Source organism: Endobacterium panacihumi (assembly GCF_050847465.1).
In the GTDB taxonomy this organism is placed as follows: Bacteria; Pseudomonadota; Alphaproteobacteria; order Rhizobiales; family Rhizobiaceae; genus Neorhizobium; species Neorhizobium panacihumi.
Window position 1 is genome coordinate 1,923,259 of the sequence record NZ_JBOZRA010000001.1, and the last position, 19,739, is coordinate 1,942,997.

Sequence of the window (19,739 nt, forward strand, 5' to 3'; positions counted from 1 at the left end):
GACGGAGAACGCGACCGATGAAACGCTTTGAGATTATTGATGGATTGCGGGGATATTTCCTCGTTTTCATGCTTATCAACCACCTGGTTTTTGCCGGCGGCTACTGGCTGGTCAAGATTAACCATAACCAGCTTGCCTTCGTCGAGGACGCGCAGGGATTTGTCTTCCTGTCCGGCCTGCTGATCGGCATGGTGTATGTGCGCAAGATGGCCAAACACGGTTATGAAGCCGGGCGCAGCGCGATCTATTCGCGCGCCTTCGAGCTTTATCGTTACGCCATGGGTATCGTGCTGGTTGCGCTTGCCGCGCAGATGGTGCTGCCGGGCGCCTATTATATATGGTATAACTGGCTGGGTTACACGACCTTCGATGACCCGATGCGTCTGGCTGCGATTGCGACCTTCTTCTTCCAGCCGACCTTCATGGACATCCTGCCGCAATATATCGTCTACATGATTTTTGCCCCGATGCTGGTGAAGCTCGTTATCGACGGCAAGTGGGCCTATGTGATGATCGGTTCGCTGATCGTCTGGATGGCCGGTCAGATCGGTGTGCAGAAGCTGATCAGCGACCCGATCAATGCCTTCCTGATGCGTCCCGATGATCAGGGCATGCGGACCTCGTTCAACCTGTTCGGCTGGCAGATCGTGTTCTATTCGGCTCTGGTTCTCGGCGCGCTGACCTCGCTCGGCCGTATTCCATGGACCAAGATCTTCTCGCCGGAAAACTCGTTCATTCCGCTGGCTGCCGTCTCCGTCTGCCTGTTCTTCCTGCCGCTGCGTATCATGACGGCTTACGGCTTCATGCCGCCGGAACTGGCCGCCAAGTTCGCGAGCCTGGAAATCCGCACCGACTTCAGCGTGGTTTACCTGCTGAACTTCATGGCTGCCGCCTCGCTGATGACGTGGATGCTGATCGCCGGCCCGAAACATCCGGCCGCATGGGTTCGCAAGATCGCCAATGCGCTGGTCTGGGTGTTCTCGATCCGCTTCCTGCAGCTTCTCGGCCGCCATTCGCTGCATGTTTACGTCTGGCACGTGGCGATCGTTTACGCCGTCTATTACTTCGACGGTCGCTCGCCGGAACTGTCGCAGTTCACCAAGGCGATGATCGCCGTGGTTGGCGTGGCGCTTCTGGCTCTGCCCGCCCTGTGGCGCGAGCGCGACAAGTTTTTCGGCACCGCCGAGGACAATGCGCCTGCACCCCGTGGCCCGAACGGGCAGGCTGCCGTACCGGCCAAGGCGACGGCCAAGGCCAGTGTGCCGGCAACACGTCCGCGTACGGCCTGAACGAACACAGTCTGACATCCGAGAGGGCGGCTCCAAAACGGGCCGCCCTTTCTGCTTTTCAGGACTCTGTCTGGCCCCTCTTGGCGACGCGAAAGCAAGCGTTATCTTCTCATCCATCGCGAAGACAGGAGCAGGTCGATGACCAAGCCGCATCCCTCCAAGACGCATATCGGCAATCACGCGCTTCATCCAGAAACGCAGATGCTGAATTACGGTTACGACCCCGAACTGTCGGAAGGCGCGGTCAAGCCGCCGGTTTTCCTGACCTCCACCTTCGTGTTCAAATCGGCCGAGGAAGGCCGCGATTTCTTCGATTACGTCTCCGGCCGCAAGGAGCCGCCGGAGGGCATGGCGGCAGGCCTCGTCTATTCGCGCTTCAACCATCCAAACAGCGAGATCGTCGAGGATCGGCTGGCGGTGTACGAGCGCACCGAAAGCGGCGCCCTGTTTTCCTCCGGCATGTCGGCGATTGCCACCACGCTGCTCGCCTTCGTCAAACCCGGTGACTGCATCCTGCATTCGCAGCCGCTTTACGGCGGCACTGAAACTTTGCTCTCCAGAAAGTTCGCCGAACTGGATGTAGTGGCTGTGGGATTTTCCGATGGCGTCGATGAGGTTTCCGTCACCGCTGCCGCCAAGGCGGCGATGACAAAAGGCCGCGTGTCGGTGATCGTGATCGAGACGCCCGCCAACCCGACGAACAGCCTTGTCGATATCGCGCTGATGCGGCGCGTGGCCGACGAGATCGGCGCCAGCCAGGGCCACACGCCGGTTGTCGTCTGTGACAACACGCTGCTCGGACCTGTCTTCCAGCGGCCGATCGAACATGGCGCGGATATCTCCGTTTATTCTCTGACCAAATATGTCGGCGGTCATTCCGACCTGATTGCCGGGGCAGCACTCGGTTCGAAGGTAGTGATGAAGCCGGTAAAGGCCTTGCGCGGCGCGATCGGCACGCAGCTCGATCCGCATTCCTGCTGGATGCTGGGGCGCTCGCTGGAAACCCTGTCGATCCGCATGGAGAAAGCCAATACCAATGCGAAGGCCGTTGCGGATTTCCTGAAAACCCATCCGGCTGTCGAGAGCATCCATTACCTGCCCTACCACGACCCGCAATCGCCGACGGGAAAAGTGTTTGCGCGCCAGTGCAGCGGCGCAGGCTCGACTTTTTCGTTCGACATCAAGGGCGGGCAGCCGGCCTCCTTCCGTTTTCTCAATGCGCTTTCGATCTTCAAGCTGGCGGTGAGTCTCGGTGGCACGGAATCGCTCGCCAGCCATCCGGCAACGATGACGCATTCCGGCGTGCCGGCGGATGTGCGCCAGAAGATCGGCGTGCTGGAGAGCACGATCCGGCTTTCGATCGGCATAGAACACCCGGACGACCTGATCGCCGATCTGACGGTGGCACTCGACAAGGCCTGACGTTGGCCTGAACGAGGGACATGCGCGAGACCTGCCTGCCGTGACGGGCAGCCTTGCGCGGGCGCACTTTGACATTTGCCCTTGAAGCCAGTAGAGACGCGCCCATGTTCGGCTGCGAGCCTTGCAGCCAGGGCGCCCCGGAAACGTGGGCGCGTTAAATCCGAAAGACAGTTATTCATGACCGCAATTGACGGCGCGATCCCGCCGATCGCCAAGGCGTTGGAAAAACGTGGATACGCGACGCTGACCCCGGTTCAGCTGGCGATGCTCGATCCCAACCTCACCCATTCCGACGCGCTGGTTTCGGCGCAGACCGGATCCGGCAAGACCGTGGCCTTCGGCATCGCCATGGCGCCGACCCTGCTGGGCGATGCCGAGCGCTTTGGCCGTGCCGGCGTGCCGCTGGCACTGGTGATCGCACCGACCCGTGAACTGGCCATGCAGGTGAAGCGCGAGCTGGACTGGCTGTACGCCGAGGCCGATGCCGTCATCACCTCCTGCGTCGGCGGCATGGATATCCGCTCCGAGCGCCGTGCGCTGGAACGCGGCGCCCATATCGTCGTCGGCACGCCGGGCCGCATCTGCGACCATATCCGCCGCAACGCGCTCGACATGTCCGAGCTGCGCGTCGCCGTGCTGGATGAGGCCGACGAGATGCTCGACCTCGGTTTCCGCGAGGATCTCGAATACATTCTGGAAAGCGCGCCGGACGACCGCCGCACCCTGATGTTCTCCGCCACCGTTCCGGCCGCCATTGCCAAGCTCGCCAAGAGCTACCAGCGCGACGCCGTGCGCATTGCGACTTCCGCCGAGCAGAAGCAGCATGTGGACATCGAGCAGCGCGCCCTGCTGGTCACCAACCAGGACCGTGAGAACGCCATCGTCAACGTGCTGCGGTATTACGAAGCGCCGAATGCGATCGTGTTCTGCTCGACGCGCGCTGCCGTCAATCACCTGACTGCCCGCCTTTCCAACCGCAACTTCTCCGTCGTAGCACTTTCCGGCGAACTGACGCAGAACGAGCGCACCCATGCGCTGCAGGCCATGCGCGACGGCCGCGCCCGCGTTTGCGTGGCCACCGACGTTGCCGCCCGCGGTATCGACCTTCCCGGCCTCGAGCTGGTTATCCACGCCGATTTGCCGACCAACTCGGAAACGCTGCTGCACCGTTCGGGTCGCACGGGACGTGCCGGTTCCAAGGGCATCAGCGCCCTGATCGTTCCTGTCAGCCAGCGCCGCAAGGCCGAACGCCTTCTGTTCGGCGCAAAAATCGAGCCGACCTGGGCCAACCCGCCGTCTGCCGAAGCCGTTATCGAGCGTGACGAGGAACGTCTGTTCGCCAACCCGATCTTCACCGAGGTGACGACGGACGAGGACGAACTGGCGCTGATCTCCAAGCTGACCGAGCGTTTTGATGCGCAGAAGCTGGCGACCGCCTTTGTTTCTCTGTATCGCGGCAAGAATTCCGCGCCGGAAGAAATCAGCGAAGTTTCGCTGCAGCCGGGCGCGCGTAAACCCCGCGACGGCGATCCGGCCTCCCGTCCACTGACACCGCGCGGCGATTTTGGCCCGGCCGTGTGGTTCTCGCTGTCGGTCGGCCGCAAACAGCGCGCCGAACCGCGCTGGCTGATCCCCACCATCTGCAAGAGCGGCGATCTCAGCAAGAACGAGATCGGCGCCATCAAGATGCAGGCCGACGAGACATTCGTCGAAATTTCGGCAACGCACGCCGAACGCTTCATGGCAAAGCTCGGCAAGGACCGTCTGATGGACCGCGGCATTCGCGTGACCAAGCTGGACGGCGCACCGGACTTTTCCAAGTTTTCGCGCGGCACCGACGACGAAGGTTTTACCCAGCGCGAAGGCCCGCGCATGGACAAGCCTTGGAAGGACAAGCCCTTCAAGAAGGATGGCCCGCGTGGTGACAAGCCTTTCCGCGACAAGCCGTTCAAGGAAAAATCCTTTGATGGGGATGCACCGCGCAAGGACTGGAAGCCCAAGGGCAAGGCCAATGACGGCTTCAAGTCCGAGGGATATAAGGGCGACAAGGTGAAGTCGGACCGTCTTGGCGACGACAAGCCTTTCCGTGATGGTCCGAAGGACAAGCCCTGGAAGAAAAAGGCCAATGACGCGCCGGCCGGCGATGCAAAACCTTTCAAGAAGAACAAGGATGGCGGCAAGCCGGGTTTTGCCAAGCCTGAAGGCGGCAAGGGCGGATTTGGCAAGGGTGCGCCGAAGAGCGGCAAATTCCAGAAATCCGACAAGCGCGACTGATACGCTTGACCACTGATCGACGAGGGCCGGGTTTTTCCCGGCCCTTTTCTTTGGCACTCAGTCGTCAAGCGATCTGGCGGCGGCCGACGATACAATCCTCTCAACGGCATAAATTTCTTATTTAGATAATCATAATATACAGATGTGATGGGCGCAGCTGACGAGCCCCGGTTCCCTCGCATTGGTGTGTTATGTCGAAATTGCTTTTTAAAGGACTGCCGCTTCGCATCCGTGTCGTCATTGCGGTGACAGCGTTCTTTCTGGCAGTCGCCGCAATTCTTGCGGTGCTGATCGCCATGTCGGTGCGCGACATGACGAATACGGCAACCAGCATCGATGACGCGCGCGCAAAACATGCCGCGAAAGCCGCGATTGCGGCCCTGCAGGAGCATCTGAGTGCAACCGCGCGCGACAACACCGTGTGGGATGACGGCTACGAACACATGACCTCGCCCGAGGCCAAGGAATTTTCCGATACGACCTGGGGCAAGAGCACGGTCGACAACCCGCTTTTTGATGCCGCAGTCGTTGTGACACCACAACAGACGATTTTGAGCAGCTACAAAAAGGGCAAGGAATTCGATCCTTACAGCTTCTTCGACTCTTCGCTGACCGACATTATCAGCCATGCAAAAACCTCCGGCCGTGTGCCCGTCGTCAGTTTTGTGCGCAGCATGGACGGGCTGGCCATTATGGCGGCCGGCGTGATCCAGCCCTATAACCGGACGATCGATGCCGGTGCCCCGCTTCACACGCTGGTGCTGGTCAGGTTCATGTCCGGGGAAACGCTCAACGAGATCGAACAGACTTTTGATCTCGACGATCTGAGCGTCAGTGAAACACCCGAACCGCACATGCTGTCCGTGCCGCTGAATGATGCGGACGGCAATACGCTGACCTATCTGCAATGGGAAAGCCGCGATCCGGGCACGATGGTTTACAATCGCGTCCACGGTTACCTGCTGGCCGCGGCCATTGTTCTGGCCGCCTTCCTTGTGGCCGTTCTCGTCACCGGCTTCATGGCTGTGCGCATGCTGCAGCGCTCCACCGACCGCGCACGCCACCGCGCCACCCATGATGTGCTGAGTGGCCTTTTGAACCGCGCAGGCATTCTCGAAAAGCTCGACAGGGCTATCGCCAACGACAAGGCGGAGCTGATGTTGCATCTGATCGATCTCGACGGGTTCAAGGGCGTCAACGATGCCTGGGGCCATGCCGTGGGGGATGAACTGATCAAGCTGGTGGCGGCGCGGGTGAAGACACAACTGCCCTCCGATGCGCTGTTCGCGCGGCTGGGGGGTGATGAATTTGCTGTCGCAACGCCGCTCGCCACCACACCGAACCTTGCCCAACGGATCGTCGATTGCGTGGCAGAACCTTTCATGATCGGCGGCCGCACGATCGAGATCGGCGCCAGCATCGGCACGGTGAAGGCGCAAAACGACGCGTCCGACGCACTGGAACTGCTGCGCCGTGCCGACATGGCGCTTTATACCGCCAAGGAAGGCGGGCGGGGACAGGCGATCACCTTCACCGCCGATCTCGACAACGACCGCCTGATGGCGGCCGAGCTGGAAGACCGGCTGCGCAAGGCACTGGAGCGCGGAGAGATCCAGGTGGCCTATCAACCGCTGTTCGATGCCAAGGTCGGCCGCGTGGTGGGCGTGGAAGCGCTGGCGCAATGGATGCCGATCACCGGCCGCGTCAGCCCGGAAATCTTTATCCCGATCGCCGAACGTTCCGGACTGATCGATCAATTGGGCATGCAGGTGCTCAAAACCGCGATCGAGCAGGCGCAACAATGGAAAACGCTGGCGCTTTCGGTGAACGTGTCGCCGATCCAACTGCGCAATCCCAATTTTCCCGCCGATGTGATCCGGCTTCTTGAAAAGACCGGGTTTGATCCGCACCGGCTGACGCTGGAAATCACCGAGGGTGTGCTGATGTCCAACCCGGATCAGGCGCGCCGTGCCATCGAAGCCTTGCGCGCCATCGGCGTCAAATTCGCACTCGACGATTTTGGTTGCGGTTACGCCAGCATCGGCGCGCTGCGCACCTTCGGTTTCGACCGGATGAAGATCGACCGTTCGCTGGTGAGCGGGCTGAAAAACCGCGAGGGTTCGGAAGTGCTGACCGCCACCATCTCGCTGGCCCATGCGCTCAACATTCCGGTGACGGCGGAGGGCGTGGAAACGCCAGAGCAGATGGCGGCACTGAAGCAGACAGGCTGCGACCAGCTGCAGGGATTTCTGCTGGGCAAGCCGATGAGCGGCGCGGATATCGCCGCGCTGGTAAGGTCGAGCGCGGCGTGAGGGACGACAGCCCCTCAATCGGCAGGATGGCGCGGCTTCCGCTTCCGTATCATTCTCCGTGCATGGCGGGATTTGTCTACATCGTCACCAACCACAAGCACGGCACGCTTTACATCGGCGTGACATCCGATCTTGAACGCCGCATTTGGGAACATCGCGAGGCGCTTTCGCCAGGTTTCACGTCGAAATATGGCTGCAAACGGCTTGTCTGGTATGAGGAGCACGGCAGCATCGGCACAGCCATCCAGCGGGAGAAATCGCTGAAGCAATGGTATCGGCAGTGGAAGATAGAGCTCATCGAAGGGCTGAACCCGGAGTGGCGGGATTTGTATGAGGAGTTGTGGTGACGGGCGGTCGGGCTTGGTGGGCCGGCCGTGGACCGTTGGCGGGCTGGGCTGTGGATCCTCGGGTCAAGCCCGAGGATGACCAAATAGAGGAAGGAGCGAGGGTGCCACAAGCGTCTGTTTGCTCATACGGATGCCATCTCATTCCCACACGAAAGCGGCTTAGTTTTCAATTCACTCGATAACTTTCAGCTCGCCGCAACCTCGATTGAGGCACCCTTACCCCCTATGCCTGGTCATCCTCGGGCTTGACCCGAGGATCCACAGCCAAGCCCGGAGACGTTCAAGGCAGGGCGCGACAGGCCGCCAGCAAGACCGAACCGACCGTCCCGCAGCAAAGCAGCTTACGCCGCCTCCCCCACTTTCCCATAGGGATCGAACCGCCCATAAAACGTCTCGCCCTTCGCCGCCATGTCCTTCAACAGCGGTGTCGGGGCAAAATGGTCGCCGTACTGTGCCGCCAGCTTTTCCGCCAGCGCCACGAACGTTTTGACGCCCATGCCGTCGATATAGCTCAGCGTGCCGCCCGTATAAGGTGCGAAACCGAAGCCGAGGATGGAGCCGACATCGGCTTCGCGCGGATCGGTGACGATGCCTTCTTCCACCGTGCGGGCCGCTTCCAGAGCGATCGTCACGAGAAAGCGTTGCTTCAGCACCGTGACATCCACTTCGGATGCCGGCTTTTGCGGATAGAGATCCTTGAGGCCAGACCAGAGCGACTTCTTGGCAGGCTTTGGCGGATAATCGTAAAAACCCTGGCCATTCTTGCGGCCGCGACGGTCCAGCTCGTTCACCATCTTGTCGATCAGTTCCATGTGGCCGGGTTTGACCGAAGCCTCGCCGAGATCGGCAATCGACGCCTTCATGATTTTCTGGGAAAGATCGACGGCGACCTCGTCGTTGAGTGAAAGCGGGCCGACCGGCATGCCGGCCATTTTTGCGGCGTTTTCGATCATCGCTGCCGGCACGCCTTCGGCCAGCATGTCATAGGCCTCGTTGATATAACGGAAGACGCAGCGATTGACGAAGAAACCGCGTGTGTCGTTGACGACGATGGGCGTCTTCTTGATCTTCGCGACAAAATCGAGCGCCGTGGCCAGTGCCTTGTCGCCCGTCTTTTCACCGAGGATGACTTCGGTGAGCATCATCTTTTCGACCGGCGAGAAGAAATGCACGCCGACGAACTGGTCCGGACGTTTCGAATTTTCCGCAAGACCCGAGATCGGCAGGGTGGAGGTGTTGGAGGCAAAGATCGTGGTGGCCGGGATGATGGCTTCGACCTGTTCGATCACTGCCTTTTTCACCGCGCGATCCTCGAACACGGCTTCGATGACCAGATCGGCATCGGAGAGCGTTGCGTAATCCGGCGTGGGGGTGACGAGCGAGAGCAGCTTTTCGCCCTCTTCCTTGGTCAACCGGCCCTTGGACACGCTTTCCGCCACCAGCTTTTCCGAGACGGCCTTGCCCTTGTTCGCGGCGTCCTGATCACGGTCGATCAGCACCACGGGAATGCCGGCAGCGGCGGTGACGTAGGCAATCGAGGCGCCCATGAAACCGGCACCGACGACGCCGACCTTTTTGAACTCGCTTTTCGGAACGCCAGCCGGGCGGCGGGCGCCCTTGCCCAGTTCCTGCATGGAGATGAACAGCGAGCGGATCATCGAAAAGGCTTCGGTCGTGCCCAAGATCTGCGTGAAATAGCGCTGTTCGACCTTCAGCGCCGTATCGAAGGGAAGCTGCAGGCCTTCATACACGCATTTCAGAATGGCGAGCGCGCCCGGATAATTGCCGGCCGTCTCACGGCGCAGAATGGCGGGGGCGGCCGGCCAGAGCTGGGCGGCTGCCGGCGTCCAGATGCCACCACCGGGGGCTTTAAAGCCTTTTTCATCCCAGGGGGCGACGGGTTTCAGGCCGTCCTTGATCATCTGCTTGGCGGCATTCACCAGTTCGGCCGGTTCGACCACCTGATGCACGAGGCCCATGGCTTTTGCGCGCTGCGGGGTGAGCGACTGGCCGGTCGTCATCATCTGCAGGGCGGACTGGGCATCGGTGAGGCGCGAGACACGCTGGGTGCCGCCGGCGCCCGGAAAAATGCCGACCTTGACTTCCGGCAGGGCCAGTTTCACCGACTTGCCATTGGCGGCAACGCGGCCGTGGCAGGCCAGCGACAGTTCGAACGCGCCGCCCATGCAGGTGCCGTTGATGGCCGAGACCCAGGGCTTGCCGTTGGTTTCAATGGCGCGAAACAGCCAGGTCATGCGGCCGGCCACTTCGAACAGCTTTTGCTTGGCCGTTTCCGGGTCTTTTGCCGTGGCCTCCTGCAGCATGGAGAACATGCCGCGGATCATGGTGAGATCGGCACCGCCGGAAAAGGAGGATTTGCCGCTGGTAAAAACCACGCCCTTGATGGCGGTATCTTCCACCGTCTGTTTCAGCAGGGCTTCGAGTTCGTCCATCACCTCGACGGTGAAGACGTTCATCGACTTGTCGGGCATGTCCCAGGTGATGAGGGCGATGCCGTCTGCGTCGGTTTCGATGGAGAAGTTTTTGTAGGTGCTCATGTCGGGATGTCCTCTTCCCTGAAATCTTATGTCGTCCGCTTCGCTATCTCTCGTCATCTTCGTCTTCGGGTCATCCTCGGGCTTGACCCGAGGATGACGACGGAGAGGGCAGCGCTCTCCTCAAACCCGCTCGATAACCGTCGCGGTGCCCATGCCGGCACCGATGCAGAGCGTGACCAGTGCGGTGTTCAGATCGCGGCGCTCCAGCTCGTCCAGAACGGTGCCCAGAATCATCGCGCCGGTGGCACCGAGCGGATGGCCCATGGCAATCGCACCGCCATTGACGTTCATGATGTCGTGGGAAATGTCGAAGGCCTGCATGTAGCGCAGAACCACGGCGGCAAACGCTTCGTTGAGTTCGAAGAGATCGATATCGGCGATCGTCATGCCGGTGCGGGCGAGAAGCTTTTCGGTGACATCGACGGGGCCGGTCAGCATCAGCGCCGGGTCGGAGCCGATATTGGCAAAAGCCTTGATGCGGGCACGGGGTTTGATGCCCATGCTCTCGCCGCCGGCTTTCGAGCCGATCAGCACGGCGGCCGCGCCATCGACGATGCCGGACGAATTGCCGGCATGGTGGACATAATTGATCTTTTCGATTTCCGGATGGGCCTGAATGCCGACAGCTTCGAAACCGCCCATTTCACCCGGCATCTGGAAGGAAGCGTTAAGTGAAGCCAACGCCTGCATATCCGTTGTCGGGCGCATGTGCTCGTCGCGATCGAGGATGATCAGGCCGTTCTGGTCCTTGACCGGAATAACGGAGTTCTTGAAGTAGCCCGCATCCCAGGCCTTTCCGGCGCGCTTCTGGCTTTCGACCGCGTAGGCATCGACGTCATCGCGGGAAAAACCGTATTTCGTGGCGATCAGATCCGCCGAGACGCCCTGCGGCATGAAATAGGCCGGAAAATTGACGGAGGGATCCATGTACCAGGCGCCGCCGGACATGCCCATGCCGACGCGCGACATCGATTCCACGCCGCCGGCGATGACGATGTCATCCGAGCCTGCGGCGATCTTGCCTGCGCCAAAATTGATGGCGTCGAGGCCGGAGGCGCAGAAACGGGATATCTGCATGCCGGGCGCCTTGGTCGAATAGCCTGCCTCGAAGGCGGCGGCCTTGGGGATGACGGCGCCACTGTCCATCACCGGATCGACGCAGCCCATGATGATGTCGTCGACGGTTTCGGTAGCGAGACCATTGCGGTCGCGGATCGCTTCCAGCGTCTTGGCGGCGAGGCGGACGGAGGGCACCTCGTGCAGGCTGCCGTCCTTCTTGCCGCGACCGCGCGGTGTGCGCACGTGGTCGTAAATGAAGACTTCGGTCATGGTGTCATCTCTCCCGTGTCATTCTGTTTCCCCGATCGGGGTGGCGCTTGTGCGCCTCATTCCTGCTGTCGTTTATTCGAACAGGGCCGATGCCCGGCCCATCACTTCCGCAACGATGAAATCCGGCGCCTTTTCGACAAAACGGCCTTCCCGCGCCCTAAGGTCGATTGTCCGGATCTGGTGGCAGAGCACCACGCCGGTCGCTTTGGTTCCGGCGCCGGACAGCGACACCGTAAAACCTCTTGCACGGGCGAACTCGCCGCCAGACGAAATGGGCGCAATCAACTGAACACCAAGCTGATTGAAAGCGCGCGCCGATACAATCATCACATAACGCGCCTTGGCCTGCTCCCGACCTCTGGTCGGCTCAAGATCGGCAAACCAGATGTCTCCTCGTTCCATCAGTCGATGATCTCCCGACCAACCGATGGTGCATCCATCCATTCACGATCTTCTTCGGAAAAAGGCGCATCAAGATCGCATTGCGCCAATAACTCTTCCAAGGTGTATTTCGGCCGCGCCTGCGTAACGACGGCAACGAGCTTTCCCCCTTCAACCGTCACATCGACCTTTGCATTGGCCGAGAGACCAAGCTCCTCTGAAACCGGCTTTGGTATCGTCATCATCAGCGAGCCGCCGACGGAACGTAAAGTAGACGTTGCCATTTTCGCCTCCGTGAAAGTTATATTCTTATATAACTTTTCCGCTCAACCAGCAATCAGAACGCCTCGGCCGCCAGTTCCATCACGCTATCGGCCCCCGCCTCGATGCGCACCTTGCGCAGCGCGGTTTCGGGCATGATCTTCTCCATATAGAAACACGCCGTCACCAGTTTGTTCTTCAGATAGTCTTCACGCGCATCGCCGCTGCCAAGCTTTTCCTGCGCGGTCTTGGCAATGCGCGCCCACATGTAGCCGAGCGTGACGAGACCAAAGAGGTGCATGTAATCGGTCGAGCCGGCACCAGCATTGTCGGGCTTGGCCATGGCGTTCTGCATGAACCACATGGTCGAGGCCTGCACGTCGTTCAAACCCTTCTTCAAGGCCTTGGTGAAAGGCGCCATCGCTTCATTAGTGCGGTTTTCCTCGCAGAAATCGCCGATTTCCTTGAACATCGCCATGACGGCGCGACCGCCGTTGAGCGCCAGCTTGCGGCCGACCAGATCGAGCGCCTGGATGCCGTTGGCACCTTCGTAGATCATGGCGATACGGGCATCGCGGACAAACTGGCTCATGCCATGTTCCTCGATATACCCGTGGCCGCCAAACACCTGCTGCGCCATCACGGTGTGGTCAAAACCCTTGTCGGTCAAGACACCTTTCAGGATCGGCGTGGCGAGGCCGAGCAGGTCGTCGGCATTCTGGCGTTCCTTCTCATCCGGCGAGCGGTGGGCGATATCGGATTTCAGCGCCGTCCAGAGCAGGAAGGCGCGACCGGCTTCGTTGAACGACTTTATCGTCATCAGCGAGCGGCGGATGTCGGGGTGGACGATGATCGGATCGGCCTTTTTGTCAGGTGCCTTGGCGCCCGAAAGCGAACGGCCCTGGATGCGCTCGTTGGCGTAAGCGACGGCGTTCTGATAGGCGGTCTCGGCGATCGACAGCCCCTGCAGGCCGACGCCGAGGCGAGCTTCGTTCATCATCACGAACATAGCCGACAGGCCCTTGTTTTCCGCGCCGATGAGATAACCGGTGGCATCGTCATAGTTCATGACACAGGTGGAATTGCCGTGGATGCCCATCTTTTCCTCGAGCGCACCGCAGGTCACGCCGTTGCGGGCACCGAGCGAGCCATCCTCACCCACCATGAATTTTGGCACGATGAACAGCGAAATGCCCTTGGTGCCTTCGGGCGCGCCTTCGATGCGGGCGAGCACGAGATGGATGATGTTATCCGTCATGCCGTGTTCGCCGGCGGAAATGAAAATCTTCTGACCGGAAATCTTGTAGCTGCCATCGCCCTGCGGCACGGCCTTGGTACGGAGCAGGCCGAGATCGGTGCCGCAATGGGGTTCCGTCAGGTTCATGGTGCCGGACCATGTGCCGCCGATCATGTTGGGCAGATAGGTCGCCTTCTGCTCATCCGACCCGTGCACGAGGATGGCGGCGATGGCGCCCTGTGTGAGGCCCGGATACATCATCAGCGACATGTTGGCGGATGACATGTATTCGCCGACGGCGGCATGCAGCGTATATGGAAGCCCCTGCCCGCCAAATTCTTCCGGCACGGCCAGACCGATCCAGCCGCCCTGACAATACTGGTCGTAGGCTTCCTTGAAACCTTTTGGCACGGTGACGGAGCCATCATCCTTGCGGGCACAGCCTTCCTGATCGCCGGAGAGATTGAGCGGGAACAGCGCTTCCTCGGCTACCTTCGAGGCCTCGCCCAAGATCGCCTCGATCATGTCGGGCGTCGCATCGGCAAAGCCGGGCAGATTGCCGAAACGTTCGAGACCGAGCACGTCGTTCAGGATGAACAGCGTATCTTCAACGGGGGCCTTGTAGACGGGCATGCGCAAACTCCTCCTCTGCGCGCCGGTGGTAACCGGCAAACTCCAACGTTAAAATATTGACGTTTGCGTAAACGTCAATCCCGTGATGGAGGAGTTTTTTGGTTCACCGATACGGCGTGAAAGAAACATCGGGTGGGCGGTCGGGGCCAGCCAAAACTCCGTGATCATGGGCCGGCCTTATGGCTGCCAAACACGTCTGCACCTGCCTTTGTGGGGAAAATACCCTTGGCATGGCCATCGGCCGCCACGGCTCCATATTGGCGGGACCGCGTCCTGGAGCCCTTTGCCGATGTTCAATTTTTTCCGCTCGCTGTTTTACCGCCCGGCCCTTCACAAGTTCACCAAGAAACATCCGCCATCGCGGCAGGTCACGCCGGCACCGGCAGAACTGGTCGAGCGCTATCGGGACATCCTCCCGGCAAGCCTACTGGAACTGTGGCAGCGCAAGGGGTTTGGTTTTTACGGCAACCGGCAACTGGCACTGATCGACCCGACAATCTGGCAGCCGGTGCTCGACCGCTGGATCATCTCGCCGCCCGGTGCGGCGGTGCGCGTGCCGATTGCCATGACACCCTTTGGCATACTTCTGTATTACCGACGTCTGACGGATACCGAAGAGGACGTCGCCTATTTCGATCCGGTCTCGAAAGAAACGGATGTGCTGACCTGGAAACTCGACGACTTCTTCAACGGCTTTCTCTGCGACACGGCCGCGCTGGAAAGCCTGATACCGGCGGCCACGGAAAAGGTCGCGCGTGAGGAAAACGGGCCGCTGGCGACCGGCGAAGCCTATGAGATCAACCAGATGCTGCTGACCATGCAGATGTTGCAGATCAAGAAAGTCGATGCCGTGGAAATGCACCATCGCCTGCGCGATGCCGTGGACCCGCCGAAAAAGAAAGGCGAAAAGCCGAACACGCTGGCGGAAGCCATTCCGGATGCCTATCGCGACATGTTTGCCAATTCTGCAACAGGCGACGATCTGACCGGTCTGTATCTCTCCTCCTACAGCGACTGGCACCGGCTTCTGGCGCTCCAGTCGGATGGCCAATACCAGCTGCTGTTCTGGCGTATCCACTACCAGACTTTTGAGCGTACAGAGGTGCGCTCCTATGCCGGCCCTTACGAGAGCGAACGTAATGCGGATGGCGATACCAAGCTGGTGCTCGACATCCGGCTGCGCGGTGATTCATTGGGAAGCGATGCGCGTGACGACGAACTGCTCGTCATGCGCACGGGCGGTGAAACCCTTCTCCTGCAATTCGGTGAGTTGAAGAATATCGCCACCGCGATCGGTGGTCGCGGCACAATCGGCAGCAGCAAGTACTATTTCCGCAGCGTGGTGCTCGAAGATGAATTTATCGAAAACCCGGATGATGACCGCGCCGCGCCGCCCATGACCGACATGCCGCAGAACCTGCGGGAACTGGTGCATGAGGAGCCTCTCATGCCCCGCATTACCCATGTGGCAGAGCCCGTTCTCGATGAAGAGGACGATGGCGAAGGAACGGTGATGTGCACGTTCGATCTCGGCGAGGACGACGGTTTGCGCCATAACATGCCGCTCTATTCTCCGGCGCATACGGAAAGGAACCTGATCGGCTGGATCTGGGGCATGGCGCCGCATGCCTGCGAAGTGGGCATACGGTACCAGCGTGGTGCGGATGGCACGATCAAGCATGGACCAAAGGTCGGCGATCTTCTGACGACACGTTCGCCGAAACTGGATCAGGTTTCCACCGATTAGGCCTCAGGCCGTTTCAACCGTTCTCGCCTCCACATGCAGCGCCCTGCCCGCGCGCCAGCCGTTGAAGGCAGCGACGGCGCCGATGGCGACGAACAGCACCGCGCACCAGGCGAAACTGCCCGTTGCTCCCCTGATGACGCCGACGATCAGCGGGCCGATGGCGGCCAGCAGATAACCTACACATTGCGCCATGCCGGAGAGATGCGCCGCGACATGCGGATCACCCGAGCGCAGCACGATGACGGTCATGGCGGCGGCGATGAGACCGCCTTGGCCGATGCCCTGCAGCACCGCCCACACCCAGACGGTGGAAAGCGGAGCGAAGAGAAGACCGATCAGAGCCACGACGGCAAAGGCGCAGAGCGTGACGTTGATGACGCTCTGGCTTTTGCCGCGCACGGCGATATGCGGCACGACAAGGCAGGAGGCGGCCTGCACCATGACAGACGCGGAGACGATGGCACCGGCAGTAACGCCATCCAGCCCGCGATCGCGCAGGATCGGCACCAGCCAGCCGAAAACGCTGTAGGCGAGCGCCGACTGCAGGCCCATGAACAGGGTGACGTTCCAGGCGAGGCGATCCCGCCACAGGCCTTCGACCCGAAAACCGCTGCGGCCGGACTGACGTTTGGCGAGAAACACCTGCGGCAGCCAGAGGAGTGCGATAGCGACCGCCGGCAGTGCCCATATGGCAAGGGCGGCTGCCATGGAACCGCCCAGCGCCTTTTCGATCGGCAACGTCAGGCCGGCAGCACTGGCGGCCCCGGCGCAGAGCGCCATGGTGTAAAGCCCGGTCATCAGGGCTGCCTGTTTGGGAAAATCACGTTTCACCAGGCCGGGCAGAAGCACATTGCCGATGGCGATGCAGGCGCCCGCCAGCGCGGTACCGAAAAACAGAAGCGGCATGGAGGACAGGCCGCGCAAGGCCGTGCCGAAGGCCAGGAAGATGAGCACGCCGAGCAGCGTGCGCTCCGAGCCGAAACGTTGTGCAAGCCTTGGCGCCAGTGGCGAAAAGGCACCGAGGCAGACGACCGGCAGCGTGGTGAGCAGGCTGGCGCCAAGCGAAGACAGGCCCATTTCCGAACGGATTTCCGGCAAAAGCGCCGAGGCGCTGGAAAAGACCGGACGCAGGTTAAACGCGATCAGCACGAGGCTGGCGCCGAGAGCCACGCGGCCGAACGTGCCCAGTTGCGGTGGGGCCGGTACCGGAACGGTATCGATTTCGGCATCGACCAGCGTTTCCTCGACGGGATCGATGGTGGTTTCGTTGGTGCGATGGTCGGCCATGCTGGATGTATTGGCCGTGGCGGAACGTGGAAAAGAGGTCATGGCTGCAACAATGTATCCAGTGCGGAAAAGACGGGAGCCATGAACCGGCGCACGGCGGCGGAGGCCGCATCGGGATCGCCGGTTTCGATGGCATCGATGATATCGGCATGCGCCTGCATGTCGGGTTCGGGCACTTCGGCAGAAATCGTCGCCTCGATGGTCTCGGCGATGGTGGCGGAAAAGAAGGTGTAGATCTCCATCAGGGCGCGGTTGCCCGACGCAGCGATGACGGCCTTGTGGAAGGCGAGGTCGCGGGCAACGAATTCGGTCTTGTCGCCACCCTCGTAATTGCCGCGCTCCATCAGCAGGCGGCGCAGATCGGCGATCACCTGCGGCGTGTGGCGAATGGCGGCCAGCCGTGCCGCCTCGACATCGAGCGCACAGCGCGCCTCAAACTGGTCGCGCAGGCTGGTGCGACGGGCCATGTCGAAGGTTTTCGATGTATCCGTGCTGGAAAGAACATAGGTGCCTGACCCCTGCCGGGTTTCCAGAAAGCCTTGCGCAACGAGAACACGCACGGCCTCGCGCACCGTGCCGCGACTGACCGACAGCGTGGCCGAAAGGCTGGCTTCATTGGGCAGTTTCGCGCCGATGGCCCAGCGGCCAGCGGTGATTTCGGTGCGGATCGCTTGCGCGGCACTCTCGGTGAGGCTGGATTTGCTGAGTGTCTGCATGGCTCTATTTCATCAAGTCATCTGATGACTTTTGTCAATATGCCTGCGTGGCACTGTCGTCAAGCGGAAGCCGAAGAGGTGGACAATCGCACGTGCAATGCTAAATCTCTCACGGTTTCGAGAGCAGGCTTTTGGACTGACACAGACGACTTTGGTTCGCGCGAAAAAATGATCTGACTCTTGCCTCGCCCGAGGACTGGATATTCATGCTCAAGCCGATCAGCCGAAAAACCAACAAGGCCATGCTGACCAAGCTTCTGGCGGGTATTGGCGGTCTGCTGGCGGCGGCGATCTCGCTCGGTTATTCGCTCTATGAAAAACGACAGGCGGAGATCATTCCGCAAGTGGCTGCCGCCACGCCCATCGATGCCGGGCGGTGGAAAGTGTCGCTGAATGCCGCTGTCAGCGGCGGCGACATGCCGAATGGATCCCATGTGGCACCGGGCAGCCGGGCCATTGCCATAGATCTGGTGCTGGAAAATCTGTCGGCCGAAAGTTCGAATATCTATCGCGACCTGATAAAGCTTCAAAACATTCCCGATGCGCCAAATCCGCAATTCTATCTGATGCGCGACAAGGACATTTTGTGGGACATGCAGCCGATGATGCCGGAGGCGGTGAAAGCCATCTGGCAGGTGCCAGCCGACCTGACCTTGCCGAAACAACTGAAGGTCAAGGTCGAGGGCGAAAAGTTCAAGCCGCGCGACAATCTCTATGCCGCGCCGGGCTGGTTTTCGGCCGGCAGCGTGGCTGAGGTGGCGCTGCCATTGGCACCTGCCGCATCCGCGCCGACCGGCGCAGAGGCGAAACCCTGATGCGCCTTGTTTCTCTCCTCGTCATGATCGCCGTATCGGCGGCGGTGCTGGCCGCGCTGCAGGCAACGACGCCGCCCTATGCCATGCTGACCGGGCCGATCAGGACCGAAGGACGGCAGGCAGAGACGGTTTCCGGCACCATGTTCAGCGCGCAGGTAAGGCAGGTGCAGAAGGCGAAAACGCTTTTATGGGACCAGTTCGGCCGTGTCGCCGAGCGCCAGAGTTCCGGCACGTGGGTCATCGTGTCCGCGGAACTGCATGCAATGCGCGAAACCATGCCGGTGCGGGGTGCAACCATCATCGGCACGTCGGGTCGGCTCTATCACCAGTCGCAGCGTGCCCAGGCCGCGCCGAATGTGCTTTCTGCCAAGACGGTACAGCCGGGCCTGCCGACCACCGGCATCTACATTTTCGAAATGCCGGAGGAAGAGACACGCGACATGGTGCTGGTTCTGTCACGGCAATATGGGCCGCAGCTTGCGGACGAACTTCACATAAAGCTGGAGCAGAACGGCATCACATCGCGCGACAGGCTGGAGATCGGCAAGAATGGCATTTAACCGCGAAAGAAAGTGGTTCTGGCTTTCGCTGGTGAGCGTTCCGGTGCTGGTGGTGGTCGCATTCCGCATCAATGCCTGGCGCAATATCGAGGAACAGTCTCGCCGCAGCGAAAGCGAGATCGTGGCGGCAACAGATACCAGCACAGGTGATCTCGATTATGCCGGCGCGCGCTGGCGGCTGGAAAAGGTGCGGCTGATCGGTGACGGGCGCGATACGGACCTGAAATTTCCAGGCGCGATGCGGCTGGTCGTGGTGCGGCTGGTGGCAACCGCGCATGATGATATCGGCGATGGTTGGAGCCAATGCCAGGTGAGCCTGACCGACGATACGGGCCGCCGCTGGCTGCCGCTGGAGGTATCGCTGTCCAACGACATCAGCCGCGATCTCGAGCCGAAGGTCGATCCGATCAAGGGCTGCAGCATCACCTCGCTGACGCCGCCGAAGAAGAACAGCGCCGTGATGATCGAGGAAAAATTCGTGGTGCCGGCCGATGCCGCCCCCAAACTTGTCGCGCGCCTGAGCTTTGCCGCGTCACGGCCGAAGGCGATTTCGCTGCCGCTCGGGCTCTAA

General features: G+C 60.8%; 16 protein-coding genes. 9 read left to right on the forward strand and 7 right to left on the reverse strand.

The window, feature by feature from the left end; all coding sequences use genetic code 11:
* Window positions 1–17: 17 nt before the first annotated feature.
* The 5 genes from ACRQ1B_RS09605 (at window position 18) to ACRQ1B_RS09625 (ending at window position 7,644) form a co-directional block, all read left to right on the forward strand.
* The gene (locus tag ACRQ1B_RS09605) at window positions 18–1,289 is read left to right on the forward strand and encodes an OpgC family protein (RefSeq protein WP_432293350.1); all 1,272 of its coding nucleotides are present in this window, start codon (window positions 18–20) and stop codon (window positions 1,287–1,289) included.
* 138 nt (window positions 1,290–1,427) lie between these two features.
* Window positions 1,428–2,711 carry a cystathionine gamma-synthase family protein gene (locus ACRQ1B_RS09610; RefSeq protein ID WP_432293351.1) on the forward strand — a complete coding sequence of 428 codons (1,284 nt, stop codon included), beginning with the start codon at window positions 1,428–1,430 and terminating at the stop codon, window positions 2,709–2,711.
* A gap of 177 nt (window positions 2,712–2,888) precedes the next feature.
* On the forward strand, window positions 2,889–4,985 hold the full coding sequence (locus tag ACRQ1B_RS09615; protein ID WP_432293352.1) for a DEAD/DEAH box helicase: 2,097 nt from the start codon (window positions 2,889–2,891) through the stop codon (window positions 4,983–4,985).
* Window positions 4,986–5,176: 191 nt separating this feature from the next.
* Window positions 5,177–7,297: a bifunctional diguanylate cyclase/phosphodiesterase gene (locus ACRQ1B_RS09620; RefSeq protein ID WP_432293353.1), complete on the forward strand. Its 2,121-nt coding sequence runs from the start codon at window positions 5,177–5,179 to the stop codon at window positions 7,295–7,297.
* Window positions 7,298–7,359: 62 nt separating this feature from the next.
* Window positions 7,360–7,644: a GIY-YIG nuclease family protein gene (locus ACRQ1B_RS09625; protein WP_432293354.1), complete on the forward strand. Its 285-nt coding sequence runs from the start codon at window positions 7,360–7,362 to the stop codon at window positions 7,642–7,644.
* Between the two features lie 341 nt (window positions 7,645–7,985).
* Here ACRQ1B_RS09625 and ACRQ1B_RS09630 read toward each other — a convergent pair whose 3' ends face one another.
* The 5 genes from ACRQ1B_RS09630 to ACRQ1B_RS09650 form a co-directional block, all read right to left on the reverse strand.
* The gene (locus tag ACRQ1B_RS09630; protein ID WP_432293355.1) at window positions 7,986–10,202 is read right to left on the reverse strand and encodes an FAD-dependent oxidoreductase; all 2,217 of its coding nucleotides are present in this window, start codon (window positions 10,200–10,202) and stop codon (window positions 7,986–7,988) included.
* A 120-nt stretch (window positions 10,203–10,322) separates the two neighbouring features.
* Window positions 10,323–11,531 (reverse strand): acetyl-CoA C-acetyltransferase, encoded by a 1,209-nt coding sequence (locus ACRQ1B_RS09635; RefSeq protein ID WP_432293356.1) that lies wholly within the window; start codon window positions 11,529–11,531, stop codon window positions 10,323–10,325.
* Window positions 11,532–11,603: 72 nt separating this feature from the next.
* Window positions 11,604–11,933, reverse strand: a complete 330-nt coding sequence (locus tag ACRQ1B_RS09640; protein WP_432293357.1) for a type II toxin-antitoxin system PemK/MazF family toxin — start codon at window positions 11,931–11,933, stop codon at window positions 11,604–11,606.
* Complete coding sequence (locus tag ACRQ1B_RS09645) at window positions 11,933–12,196, reverse strand: AbrB/MazE/SpoVT family DNA-binding domain-containing protein (protein ID WP_432293358.1); 264 nt, start codon at window positions 12,194–12,196, stop codon at window positions 11,933–11,935. The genes ACRQ1B_RS09640 and ACRQ1B_RS09645 overlap by 1 nt, the downstream gene beginning before the upstream one ends.
* 53 nt (window positions 12,197–12,249) lie before the next feature.
* Entirely contained in the window at window positions 12,250–14,043 is a 1,794-nt protein-coding gene (locus ACRQ1B_RS09650; RefSeq protein WP_432293359.1) for an acyl-CoA dehydrogenase C-terminal domain-containing protein, read from the reverse strand.
* 289 nt (window positions 14,044–14,332) lie between these two features.
* On the opposite strand from ACRQ1B_RS09650, the gene ACRQ1B_RS09655 reads away from it, so the two are divergent.
* Window positions 14,333–15,790 (forward strand): GAD-like domain-containing protein, encoded by a 1,458-nt coding sequence (locus tag ACRQ1B_RS09655; protein ID WP_432293360.1) that lies wholly within the window; start codon window positions 14,333–14,335, stop codon window positions 15,788–15,790.
* A gap of 3 nt (window positions 15,791–15,793) precedes the next feature.
* Here ACRQ1B_RS09655 and ACRQ1B_RS09660 read toward each other — a convergent pair whose 3' ends face one another.
* Both ACRQ1B_RS09660 and ACRQ1B_RS09665 read right to left on the reverse strand, forming a co-directional pair.
* Window positions 15,794–17,077 (reverse strand): CynX/NimT family MFS transporter, encoded by a 1,284-nt coding sequence (locus ACRQ1B_RS09660; protein WP_432293856.1) that lies wholly within the window; start codon window positions 17,075–17,077, stop codon window positions 15,794–15,796.
* A 38-nt stretch (window positions 17,078–17,115) separates the two neighbouring features.
* A complete protein-coding gene (locus ACRQ1B_RS09665; protein ID WP_432293361.1) occupies window positions 17,116–17,793 on the reverse strand; it encodes a FadR/GntR family transcriptional regulator in 678 nt (225 codons plus the stop codon).
* A gap of 206 nt (window positions 17,794–17,999) precedes the next feature.
* Here ACRQ1B_RS09665 and ACRQ1B_RS09670 point away from each other — a divergent pair, with 206 nt between their 5' ends.
* The 3 genes from ACRQ1B_RS09670 to ACRQ1B_RS09680 are packed head-to-tail and all read left to right on the forward strand — an operon-like array spanning window position 18,000 to window position 19,739.
* Window positions 18,000–18,608 carry a hypothetical protein gene (locus ACRQ1B_RS09670; RefSeq protein ID WP_432293362.1) on the forward strand — a complete coding sequence of 203 codons (609 nt, stop codon included), beginning with the start codon at window positions 18,000–18,002 and terminating at the stop codon, window positions 18,606–18,608.
* Window positions 18,608–19,168: a hypothetical protein gene (locus ACRQ1B_RS09675; RefSeq protein WP_432293363.1), complete on the forward strand. Its 561-nt coding sequence runs from the start codon at window positions 18,608–18,610 to the stop codon at window positions 19,166–19,168. The genes ACRQ1B_RS09670 and ACRQ1B_RS09675 overlap by 1 nt, the downstream gene beginning before the upstream one ends.
* Entirely contained in the window at window positions 19,158–19,739 is a 582-nt protein-coding gene (locus ACRQ1B_RS09680; protein WP_432293364.1) for a hypothetical protein, read from the forward strand. Before ACRQ1B_RS09675 ends, ACRQ1B_RS09680 begins: the two co-directional genes overlap by 11 nt.